Raw genomic sequence first — 10,892 nt, 5'->3', positions numbered from 1 at the left:
CCGAAGGCCCCGGCCACCCGGACCCCCGGGGACACCGCGCCGGCCGGCGGGAAGAAGGACGAGGAGACCGGGGCCGGGCCGGAGTACACCGTCCTGCGCGGGCCGTCCGCCGCCGTGGCGCGGAACATGAACGCCTCGCTGGAGCTGCCGACCGCCACTTCCGTGCGCGCGGTGCCGGTGAAGCTGCTGTTCGACAACCGCATCGTCATCAACAACCACCTCAAGCGCGCCCGGGGCGGGAAGGTCTCCTTCACCCACCTCATCGGCTACGCCATGGTGCAGGCGCTCAAGGCGATGCCGACCATGAACCACTCCTACGCGGAGCGGGACGGCAAGCCCACCCTGGTCAAGCCCGAGCACGTGAACCTGGGGCTGGCCATCGACCTGGTCAAGCCGAACGGCGACCGGCAGCTCGTGGTGGCCGCCATCAAGAAGGCCGAGACGCTCACCTTCTTCGAGTTCTGGCAGGCCTACGAGGACATCGTCCGGCGCGCCCGCGCCAACAAGCTGACGATGGACGACTTCACCGGCGTCACCGCCTCGCTGACCAACCCCGGCGGCATCGGCACCGTCCACTCGGTGCCGCGCCTGATGCCCGGCCAGGCGGTCATCGTCGGCGTCGGCGCCATGGAGTACCCCGCGGAGTTCCAGGGCACCTCCCAGGACACCCTCAACCGCCTGGGCGTCTCCAAGGTCATGACGCTGACCAGCACCTACGACCACCGGGTCATCCAGGGCGCGGCCTCCGGCGAGTTCCTGCGGGTGATGAGCAACCTCCTGCTGGGCGAGGACGAGTTCTACGACCGCATCTTCGAGGCCCTGCGCATCCCCTACGAGCCGGTCCGCTGGCACCGCGACATCGACGTCAGCCACGACGACGAGGTCACCAAGGCGGCGCGGGTCTTCGACCTGATCCACTCCTACCGCGTGCGCGGTCACCTGATGGCCGACACCGACCCGCTGGAGTACAAGCAGCGCCGCCACCCCGACCTGGACATCAAGGAGCACGGGCTCACCCTGTGGGACCTGGAGCGGGAATTCGCGGTCGGCGGGTTCGCCGGCAAGGCGATGCTCAAGCTCCGGGACATCCTCGGCGTGCTGCGCGACTCGTACTGCCGCACCACCGGTATCGAGTACATGCACATCCAGGACCCGAGCGAGCGCAAGTGGATCCAGGACCGGGTGGAGCGTCCGCACACCCCGCCGGAGCGCGAGGAGCAGCTGCGCATCCTGCGCCGCCTCAACGCCTCGGAGGCGTTCGAGACCTTCCTGCAGACCAAGTACGTCGGTCAGAAGCGGTTCTCCCTCGAGGGCGGCGAGTCCGTCATCCCGCTGCTGGACTCGATCCTCGACGAGGCCGCCGGCGCCTCCCTGGACGAGGCAGTCATCGGCATGGCCCACCGGGGCCGGCTGAACGTGCTGGCCAACGTGGTCGGCAAGTCCTACGCGCAGATCTTCCGCGAGTTCGAGGGCAACCTCGACCCGAAGTCGATGCACGGCTCCGGCGACGTGAAGTACCACCTGGGCACCGAGGGCACCTTCACCGGCCTGGGCGGCGAGAAGGTCAAGGTCACGCTGGCCGCCAACCCCTCCCACCTGGAGGCGGTCAACCCGGTGGTCGAGGGCGTGGCCCGGGCCAAGCAGGACATCATCGGCAAGGGCGGCGCGGACTTCACCGTGCTGCCGATCCTGCTGCACGGTGACGCGGCGTTCGCCGGCCAGGGCGTGGTCGCCGAGACCCTGAACATGTCGCAGCTGCGCGGCTACCGCACCGGCGGCACCGTGCACATCGTCATCAACAACCAGGTCGGCTACACCGCCCCGCCGGACTCCTCGCGGTCCTCGATGTACTGCACCGACGTGGCGCGGATGATCGAGGCGCCGATCTTCCACGTCAACGGCGACGACCCGGAGGCGGTCTGCCGGGTGGGCCGGCTGGCCTTCGAGTACCGGCAGGCGTTCAACAAGGACGTCGTCATCGACCTGGTCTGCTACCGCCGTCGCGGCCACAACGAGGGCGACAACCCGGCCTTCACCCAGCCGCTGATGTACAACCTGATCGACAAGAAGCGCTCGGTGCGCAAGCTCTACACCGAGTCGCTGATCGGGCGCGGTGACATCACGGTCGAGGAGGCCGAGCAGGCGCTCCAGGACTTCCAGCAGCAGTTGGAGAAGGTCTTCAAGGAGGTCCGCGAGGCCACCGACACGCCGGGCGAGGCCGAGCTGCACGCCCCGCGTCCGTCCTTCCCGGTGACCGTGGAGACCGGTGTCTCCCAGGACGTGCTCAAGCGGATCGCCGAGTCCCAGGTCAACATCCCGGACCGGATCACCGTCCACCCGCGGCTGCTGCCGCAGCTCCAGCGGCGTGCGGCGATGATCGGCGACGGCACGATCGACTGGGCGATGGGCGAGGCCCTGGCCATCGGTTCGCTGGTGCTGGAGGGCACCCCGGTGCGCCTGGCCGGCCAGGACTCGCGACGCGGCACCTTCGCGCAGCGGCACGCTGTGCTCATCGACCAGAAGAACGGCGACGAGTACACCCCGTTGCTGTACCTGTCCGAGGACCAGGCCCGGTTCAACGTCTACGACTCGCTGCTGAGCGAGTACGCGGCGATGGGCTTCGAGTACGGCTACTCGCTGGCCCGGCCCGAGGCGCTGGTGATGTGGGAGGCGCAGTTCGGCGACTTCGTCAACGGCGCTCAGATCACCGTGGACGAGTTCATCTCCTCCGCCGAGCAGAAGTGGGGGCAGACCTCCGGGGTCACGCTGCTGCTGCCGCACGGCTACGAGGGGCAGGGACCGGACCACTCCTCGGCCCGCATCGAGCGGTTCCTCCAGCTGTGCGCGCAGGACAGCATGACCGTGGCGGTGCCGACCGTGCCGTCGAACTACTTCCACCTGTTGCGCTGGCAGGTCCACAACCCGCACCACAAGCCGCTGATCGTCTTCACCCCGAAGTCGCTGCTGCGACTGAAGGCGGCGACCTCGGCCGCGGAGGAGTTCACCAGCGGTGGCTTCCGTCCGGTCATCGGTGACGACACCGTGGACCCGGCGGGCGTCAACAAGGTGGTCTTCTGCTCCGGCAAGGTCTACTACGACCTGGCGGCCGAGCGGGAGAAGCGCGGCGCGACCGACACGGCGCTGATCCGGCTGGAGCGGCTGTACCCGCTGCCCGGCGAGGAGATCCAGACCGAGATGGGTCGCTACCGGGGCGCGGAGAAGTTCATCTGGGCCCAGGAGGAGCCGGCGAACCAGGGGGCGTGGCCGTTCATCGCGCTCAACCTGGTGGACCACCTGGACCTGATCATCGGATCGGACCCGGTGCCGAACGCGGACCGGCTGCGTCGGGTGTCCCGGCCGTCCTCCTCCTCCCCGGCGGTGGGCTCGGCCAAGCGGCACCAGGCGGAGCAGCGGGCGCTGGTGAACGAGGTCTTCGACATCTGACCGGCGATCGGGCGGTGCGGGTCGGGCAACGACCGGTCGGCACCGTCCGGTACCGACGACGCCACGGCGAAGGGCCGGGCCCCGTGGTCACGGGGTCCGGCCCTTCGCCGTGGGCGCCGCCGTCCCGCCGGGCGGCGGCGTACCCGACCGGGAGAAGCGAACAGGAGCGGGAGCACAGCGTGTACTTCACCGATCGCGGGATCGAGGAGCTGGAGGGCCGTCGGGGCGACGAGGAGGTCACCCTGGGGTGGCTGGCGGAGCAGTTGCGGCTCTTCGTGGATCTGAATCCCGACTTCGAGGTGCCCGTGGAGCGGCTGGCGACCTGGCTGGCACGCCTGGACGACGAGGACGACGAATAACAGGGGGCACGAGTAGCGGGAACGAGCGACACGGAGCCGACGGACCGGGCCCCGCGCCGGGGGCGCGGGGCCCGGTCCGTGCGCCCACCCACACGCAACGCGATACTCGATAGCTTGACAAAGCCGACACGCGATATATCGTGAACCGGGATGGCGTGGACGCCTCGACCGGGGTCGTCCCGGAGTACCGGCGTTGCCGCGTTGCCGCGTCGGTTGTCGCGTTGCGTCATCCCCATCGTCAGGGCTGTTGAGCGTGCGGGAGGATCCATGACCGGCGATACCGGCGAGGAATGGGCGAGCGGCCGGGTGGTCGGGGAGCCCGCCACATTCGACCTCGACGGCCCCGTCGAGGAGGTCCAGCTCCGGCTGGTCAACGGCGCGGTCAACATCGTCGGCACCGCCGGCACCACCGGCGCGGCGCTGGAGATCTCCGAGGTGCGGGGCGCGCCGCTGCGGGTGACCCGCGAGGGCACCCGGCTCGTCATCGGTTACGACGACGTGCCGTGGCAGGGCTTCCTGCGGTTCTTCGACCGCGGGATCCCCGAGCGCCGCGCGGTGGTCTCGCTCTCGGTGCCCGCCGTCGCCCGGCTGAACGTCGGCGTGGTCGGCGCCGGAGCGGTCGTCTCGGGCCTCACCGGGGACACCTGCGTGCGCAGCGTGAACGGCGACGCCACCCTGGTCGGTCTCACCGGCGCGGTCCGGGCGGAGACCGTCTCCGGTTCCCTGGAGGCCGAGTCGCTCACCGGTGACCTGCGCTTCACCACCGTCTCCGGGGACCTCACCCTGGTCGGTCACGCGGGGGCGTCGGTGCGGGCCGACTCCGTCGCCGGCGGGGCGCTGGTCGACCTCGCCCCCGTCCCCGGCGAGCGTGAGGTCCGGCTGCACAGCGTCTCGGGTGAGCTGGCCGTCCGCCTCCCCGAGCAGCCGGGGGCCGTGGTCGGCGCGCACACCACCACCGGCTCCCTCTCCAGCGAGTTCCCGGCGCTGACCACCGAGAGCCAGTGGGGGTCGCGCCGCCTGACCGGCACCGTCGGCGCGGGCACCGGCACCGTGCGACTGAACAGTGTTTCCGGGGCGATCGCCCTGCTCCGTCGGCCCGCCGGCCCCGAGGAGCCCGAAACCGCCGGCACCCTGCGGAAGGACGTCTGACATGCCCCCCGTCTTCGGTCACGGTCGCCTGCGGCTGTACCTGCTCAAGCTGCTCGCCGAGTCCCCCCGTCACGGCTACGAGGTGATCCGGCTGCTCGAGCAGCGCTTCCAGGGTCTGTACGCCCCCTCCGCCGGCACCGTCTACCCCCGGCTCGCCAAGCTCGAGGCGGAGGGCCTGGTCACCCACACCACCGAGGGCGGCCGGAAGGTCTACTCCCTCACACCGGAGGGGGAGGCCGAGCTGGCCGCGCGCGAGCAGGAGCTGACCCGCCTGGAGCGGGAGATCCACGACTCCCTCACCGCCCTCGCCGGCGACATCCGGGAGGACGTGCACGGCTCGGCCCGCGCGCTGCGCGAGGAGATGCGCCGGGCCGCCGACCGGGCCCGGCGGGGAGCCGGCGAGGGCCCCGGCGGCTCGGACCGCTTCCGCAAGGGCGGCGCCGGTCGTCGCGGTGGCGGCCCGTTCGGTGAGGGCGGCCCGTTCGGTCCCGGTGGTCCGTTCGGTCCCGGCGGTCCCTTCGGGGCGGGCGGTCCCTTCGGGGGCCTGAGCCGGGAGGAGACCGAGCAGCCCCGGGAGGCCTCCCGGGACACCAATGCCCGACGGGGCGCCGGTCACGGCGCCGGAGAGCGGGACCACGCCGGCACCGGCGGGGCCGACACCGAGGGCACCGAGTGGCGGGTCCGGTACGAGGAGGCGGGTCGGGAGGCCCGCCGACACTGGGAGGAGGCCGCGCACCGCATCCAGGAGCGGGTCCGCCCCCACGCCGCCGGCGGGGACTGGCAGAGCGCCGTCCGCGAGGGCCTGGAGGGGCTGGGGCGCGAATTCGAGGCGTGGAGCCGTGCGGGCGGCTCCACCATGCCCTGGTCGGACCAATCGGCCGACCGATCCGCCGAGGAGCCGGAGGACCGGGCCGGAGAGGATCCGCACCGGGGCGACACCGGTGAAGCCGGGAGCGCCCGCACCACCGCGCAGGAGGAGGAGCCCGACACCCCGGAGGCCGCCGCCGAGCGGCTGCGGGAGCTGACGCGGCTGCTGGACGACCTGCGCGACGAGGTGCGCGACGCCGGGCGTGACCACGGCGTCTCCTCCGTCCAACTGCGCGAGGCCGGGCGCCTGCTCTCGGAGGCCTCGGCCCACCTGGGCGCGCTGCTGCGCGCCCCGGACGCCCCCCACGGAACGCGCTGAGCCCCGACCGCTCCAGGGCCGCCCCGGCGGGTCACCTCACCCGCCGGGGCCCGGCCCCTTCCGTTTCGGAGGGCTCACCCCCCTCACTCCCCTCACTCTCCCGGGAGCTCACTCCTCCCGGGGGCAGGGCACGTCCTGCGGCCCCCACACCGTGTCCTCGACACCCGCGGAGAACCGCCCGCAGCTGAGGACGATCTCCGCCTCCCGCTCACCCGCGCGCACCACGTACACCGGCTTCTCGACCGGCACCCGACGCTCCCGGAAGTTCAACAGCCCCGTGGCGCCCTGGATGTTGACGTTCCCGGTGTTCAGGACGGTGGAGACCGCCGAGCGGTCGAAGTCGCCGGTGCGCCCCTCGGTCCGGTGGGCGAGTCCGGCGGCGGTGGCCAGGATGTCCATCGCGTCCCACCCCAGGGCCGCGCCCCCGGACTCCAGCACCTCGGCCGCGGCCGCCGACGGGGCGTCGCCCCGGCGGCGTTGTTCCTCGGCCCGGGCGTCCAGGGTACGGAAGGCGGCGGCCAGATTCTCGCTGTATATGTCCAACTCGTCGTAGACGATGATCGCCGCGTCCGCCGGGACGGTCGTGGGATCGTCCGCGGCCGGATCCCCGTCCGCCCCGGGGCCGACGCCGTCGTCCGGGTCAACGCCGTTGTCGCCGTCGGTGCCCTCGTCGGCGCCATCGGTCGCGCCGTCGTCCGGATCCGTTTCGACCTCGGACGCGGGCAGCAGGGGGGTGTGCGCCAGGAAGGAGACCGCGACCCGGGCCTGCCGGTCGTTGGTGGGGGCGAGTTGGAAGTACTGCTGCGCCCCCCGTTCCAACATGCCGTCGGCGGTGGCGGTGGCGGTGGCGGTGGTGCCGATCATCGGCAGACCGGCGGCGTCCAACACATCCATCGTGCGGTAGGTGTCCTCCCGGCTCTGGCCGAGACCCGTGACGCCGATGATCCCCTCGGCGTCCACCTCCTCCAGGATGGCCCCCGCCACCCGGGGCCCCTCGGAGAACCGGGGACCGGCGTTGGCGAGCAGGACCCGCAACGCGACACGGTCCCGGGCATCGTCCCGGCCCACCTCCTCCAACAACATGCGCTGGGCCAGTGCGATCCCGTGCAACTCCGCCAGAGTGCTGTCCTGCACCACTCCGGGGCCGGGCGTCGTGATGAACCGGCCCCGGCGGCCCGGGCACCGCGCCAAAGGGGTGCCCGGGCCGCCGGGACGGGGGTCCCTCCGTCAGAGGGTGAAGACGATCTTCCCGAAGAGGTCGCCGGAGGCCATCCGTCCGAAGCCCTCGCGGGCTCGCTCCAGCGGCATCACCGAGTCGATCACCGGCCGCACGCCCTTGGTCGCGCAGAAGTTCAACAGTGCGGCCAGCTCCTCCTTGGTGCCCATGGTGGAGCCCACCACCTTCAGCTCCAGGAAGAAGATCCGGTTCAGCTCCCCCGAGGGCGGGTTGGTGCCGGAGGTGGCCCCGGAGATGACCATGGTGCCGCCGCGCCGCAGGCTCTTGACCGAGTGGGACCAGGTGGCCGCGCCGACGGTCTCGATCACCGCGTCCACCCGGTGCGGCAGCCGGGCCCCCGGCTCGACCGCCAGTTCCGCCCCGAGTTCCTCGGCGCGCCGGCGCTTGCTCTCGTCCCGGCTGGTCGCGAAGACCCGCAACCCGGCCGCCGCGCCCAGGACGATCGCGGCGGTGGCCACGCCGCCGCCCGCGCCCTGCACCAGCACGCTGTCCCCCGGGCGGACCCCGGCGTTGGTGAACAGCATCCGATAGGCGGTCAGCCAGGCCGTGGACAGGCAGGCCGCCTCCTCGAAGGAGAGTTCGGCGGGCTTGGGCAGGACGTTCCACTGCGGGACCGCCAGCCGCTGGGCGAAGGTGCCCTGGTACTTCTCGGTGAGGATGGTGGGCTGCTCCCGGGGGCCCACACCGTGGCCGGTCGCGCCGATCACCGGATAGACGACGACCTCGTTGCCGTCGGCGTCGGTGCCCGCCGCGTCACAGCCCAGGATCATGGGCAGGGACTCCTCGGGCAGGCCGACGCCGCGCAGGGTCCACAGGTCGTGGTGGTTGAGGGAAGCGGCGCGGACATCGATGGTGGTCCACTGCGGCGGGGCCTCCGGCTCCGGTCGTTCACCCAGTTCGAGGGCGGCGAGGGGGTTCCCGGGGTCGAATCGCGCGGCGTAAGCGGCAAACATGATCCCCAAGCTAACCGCGGGCGGGGGGTGCGGCCAGGGGGGCGGGCCGGAAGCGATCGACATCACCGCCGGCCCGGTGCGGGTGGCCGGACCTCGGGAAACGCGGTGACCGGCCGGGCGCGGCGCCGGCGCGACGGTCACGGAGGGGCACGGGAGCCGCGGGGGCGCGGTGGTCGCGTCGCACTTCCCGCCGACGTCCCCGGAGCGGAAGAATGGGGGCGTTCCCCGACGTGCTGCCGGCGCCCCGCCGCAGACGGGGGCGGGGCGGAAGGAGCGGACGATGGGTGAGGTGTTCCTGCGGCGCCTGAGCCGGTGGCAGGCCGAGGATCAGCGTGCCGCGCTGGCGGACCTGCACGAGGACGCCTACCGGGATCAGCCGGGGGCGGTCCTGCGCGACCGGGAGGATTTCCTGCAGCGTTTCGCCGACCATCTCCAGCAGCCGGAGTTCGACATGGTCATCGCGAGCGACCCGGCGCTGGTCGGCTGCGCGTACGGGTTCCGGATCGACCGGCACGGCAGTTGGTTGGACCGCTTCTCGACCGTGCCGCACGAGTTGGAGGAACTGACCGAGCTGGCCATGTCCCGGCAGTTGTTCCTGGTGGCGGAGTTGATGGTGCGGCCGGAGCACCGGCGGCAGGGGGTCGGCGGCCGGCTGCTGGACCAACTGTTGTCCCGGGTGAGCGCCCCGGTGGCGGTGGTGTTGCTGGAGCCGGGTGACGCGGTCGGTCGGGCCACCTTCGAGATGTGGGGGTGGGAGAAGACCGGTCGGATGCTGCCGCGCGGGAATCCCCAGCAGCCCGGGCGGTTCGGCTCAGAGCACCTTGGAGAGGAAGGCCCGGGTGCGCTCGTGCCGGGGGTTGGTCAGCACCTCCCGGGGGCTGCCCGCCTCGACGACCACACCGGCGTCCATGAAGACCAGGGAGTCGCCGACCTCACGGGCGAAGCCCATCTCGTGGGTGACCACGATCATGGTCATGCCGTCCTCGGCGAGCTGCCGCATCACGTCGAGCACCTCGCCCACCAGTTCCGGGTCGAGGGCGGAGGTGGGCTCGTCGAAGAGCATGAGCTTGGGCTCCATGGCCAGGGCGCGGGCGATCGCCACCCGTTGCTGCTGACCGCCGGAGAGCTGCGCCGGGTAGTTCCGCATCCGGTCCGCCAGGCCGACGCGTTCCAGCAGTCGTTCGGCGTGCTCCCGGGCTTCCCGGCGGGACATCCCCTTGACCTGGACGGGTGCCTCCATGACGTTCTCCAGGGCCGTCATGTGGGGAAAGAGGTTGAAGCGCTGGAAGACCATGCCGATGTCCCGGCGCTGGTGGGCGACCTCGCGCTCCCGCATCTCGTAGAGCTTGTCACCCTTTTGGCGGTAGCCCACGAGCCGGCCGTCCACCCACAACCGGCCGGCGTTGATCTTCTCCAGGTGGTTGATGCAGCGCAGGAAGGTGGACTTGCCCGAGCCGGAGGGTCCGACCAGGCAGAAGACCTCCCCGTTGCGGACCTCCAGGTCGATGCCGCGCAGCACCTCGACCAGGCCGAAGGACTTGTGGACCCGCTCGGCGCGGACCATCGGTCCGGGGCCGCCCGGGGCGGGGGTCGCCCCGCCGTCGGTGGCGTCGCTCATACCTTTTCCCTCCCGACGGTGCTGCGGACCCGGAAGGCGGTCAGCTGGGCGCGCAGGCGCGTCAGCGGGCCCTCGGGGCGGGGGGCCTGGTCGGTGCCCCGGGCGAAGTGCCGCTCCAGGTAGTACTGGCCGACGCTGAACACGGTGGTGAGCAGCAGGTAGACGATGGAGACGACGATCAGCATCTCCATCACGGCCAGGGTGCGCGAGGAGATGTTCCGGCCCGCGAGGAACAGCTCCTGGTACTGGATGGCGTAGGCGAGCGAGGACGTCTTGAGCATGTTGATGAACTCGTTGCCGGTCGGCGGGATGATCACCCGCATCGCCTGCGGGAGGACGATCCTGCGCATGGTGCGGCTCGGCGACATGCCCAGGGCGTGGGCCGCCTCGGTCTGTCCGCGGTCCACCGACTGGATTCCGGCGCGGCTGATCTCCGCCATGTAGGCGGCCTCGTTGAGCCCCAGGCCGAGCAGCGCGGCCAGGAAGGGCGTCATCACCGTGTTCATGTCCTCGGACCAGAAGCCGAGGTTCACCACGGGGAAGATCAGCGCCAGGTTGTACCAGAGGAAGAGCTGCACCAGCACGGGGGTGCCGCGGAAGAACCAGATGTAACCCCAGGCGACGCCGGAGAGCACCGGATTGGAGGACAGTCGCATGATCGCCAGGAGGGTGCCCAGGACGACGCCGAGGAGCATCGAGTAGATGGTGATCTGGAGGGTGTTCCAGGCACCGGTGAGGATGGTCTCGTGCGTCAGGTAGTCGCCGACCACGCTCCAGCTCACGGCGGCGTTGGCGAAGGCCGCGACGAGCAGGGCCAGCAGGCCGAGGACGACGGCGGCTCCGATCCACCGGCCGTAGTGGCGGATGGGGATTGCCTTGATGGCCTCCGGCGGGGGGCCGTCGCCGGTGGTGGGGGCGGTACCCCGGTCGGAGGGGGTCACCGAGG

Annotated in this window: 8 protein-coding genes and 1 pseudogene; 5 read left to right on the top strand and 4 right to left on the bottom strand. The window is 71.7% G+C overall.

The window, feature by feature from the left end; all coding sequences use genetic code 11:
• From FNQ90_RS04310 to FNQ90_RS04295, 4 genes are all read left to right on the top strand, one after another.
• On the top strand, window positions 1-3,444 hold a 3,444-nt coding region (locus FNQ90_RS04310), incomplete at its 5' end, for a multifunctional oxoglutarate decarboxylase/oxoglutarate dehydrogenase thiamine pyrophosphate-binding subunit/dihydrolipoyllysine-residue succinyltransferase subunit (protein ID WP_182605038.1).
• Between the two features lie 179 nt (window positions 3,445-3,623).
• Window positions 3,624-3,803, top strand: a complete 180-nt coding sequence (locus tag FNQ90_RS04305) for a DUF6104 family protein (protein WP_143617473.1) — start codon at window positions 3,624-3,626, stop codon at window positions 3,801-3,803.
• A 267-nt stretch (window positions 3,804-4,070) separates the two neighbouring features.
• On the top strand, window positions 4,071-4,952 hold the full coding sequence (locus tag FNQ90_RS04300; protein WP_182605037.1) for a DUF4097 family beta strand repeat-containing protein: 882 nt from the start codon (window positions 4,071-4,073) through the stop codon (window positions 4,950-4,952).
• Window position 4,953: 1 nt separating this feature from the next.
• A complete protein-coding gene (locus tag FNQ90_RS04295; RefSeq protein ID WP_182605036.1) occupies window positions 4,954-6,138 on the top strand; it encodes a PadR family transcriptional regulator in 1,185 nt (394 codons plus the stop codon).
• Between the two features lie 108 nt (window positions 6,139-6,246).
• Here the strand turns inward: FNQ90_RS04295 and FNQ90_RS04290 are convergent, their stop codons facing one another.
• Together FNQ90_RS04290 and FNQ90_RS04285 are read right to left on the bottom strand one after the other, a co-directional pair.
• The gene (locus FNQ90_RS04290) at window positions 6,247-7,272 is read right to left on the bottom strand and encodes a type 1 periplasmic-binding domain-containing protein (RefSeq protein ID WP_182605035.1); all 1,026 of its coding nucleotides are present in this window, start codon (window positions 7,270-7,272) and stop codon (window positions 6,247-6,249) included.
• Between the two features lie 93 nt (window positions 7,273-7,365).
• Window positions 7,366-8,328 carry a zinc-binding dehydrogenase gene (locus FNQ90_RS04285; protein ID WP_143617466.1) on the bottom strand — a complete coding sequence of 321 codons (963 nt, stop codon included), beginning with the start codon at window positions 8,326-8,328 and terminating at the stop codon, window positions 7,366-7,368.
• A gap of 280 nt (window positions 8,329-8,608) precedes the next feature.
• Here FNQ90_RS04285 and FNQ90_RS28640 point away from each other — a divergent pair.
• Window positions 8,609-8,944: pseudogene (locus FNQ90_RS28640) on the top strand (GNAT family N-acetyltransferase); the annotation flags it as partial.
• Window positions 8,945-9,139: 195 nt separating this feature from the next.
• Here the strand turns inward: FNQ90_RS28640 and FNQ90_RS04275 are convergent.
• Window positions 9,140-9,892, bottom strand: a complete 753-nt coding sequence (locus FNQ90_RS04275) for an amino acid ABC transporter ATP-binding protein (RefSeq protein ID WP_143617477.1) — start codon at window positions 9,890-9,892, stop codon at window positions 9,140-9,142.
• Window positions 9,893-9,942: 50 nt separating this feature from the next.
• The gene (locus FNQ90_RS04270; RefSeq protein WP_182605039.1) at window positions 9,943-10,887 is read right to left on the bottom strand and encodes an amino acid ABC transporter permease; all 945 of its coding nucleotides are present in this window, start codon (window positions 10,885-10,887) and stop codon (window positions 9,943-9,945) included.
• Window positions 10,888-10,892 lie beyond the last annotated feature (5 nt).

Source organism: Streptomyces alkaliphilus (assembly GCF_014141535.1).
Classification (GTDB): domain Bacteria; phylum Actinomycetota; class Actinomycetes; order Streptomycetales; family Streptomycetaceae; genus Streptomyces; species Streptomyces alkaliphilus.
Note: the sequence above shows the minus strand (reverse complement) of the source record. Positions and strands in the feature narration are given on the sequence as shown.

Coding starts and splice junctions, on each gene's coding strand:
- FNQ90_RS04300 (WP_182605037.1), top strand. CDS start 4,071: ATGACCGGCGATACCGGCGAGGAATGGGCGAGCGGCCGGGTGGTCGGG.
- FNQ90_RS04295 (WP_182605036.1), top strand. CDS start 4,954: ATGCCCCCCGTCTTCGGTCACGGTCGCCTGCGGCTGTACCTGCTCAAG.
- FNQ90_RS04285 (WP_143617466.1), bottom strand. CDS start 8,328: ATGTTTGCCGCTTACGCCGCGCGATTCGACCCCGGGAACCCCCTCGCC.
- FNQ90_RS04275 (WP_143617477.1), bottom strand. CDS start 9,892: ATGGTCCGCGCCGAGCGGGTCCACAAGTCCTTCGGCCTGGTCGAGGTG.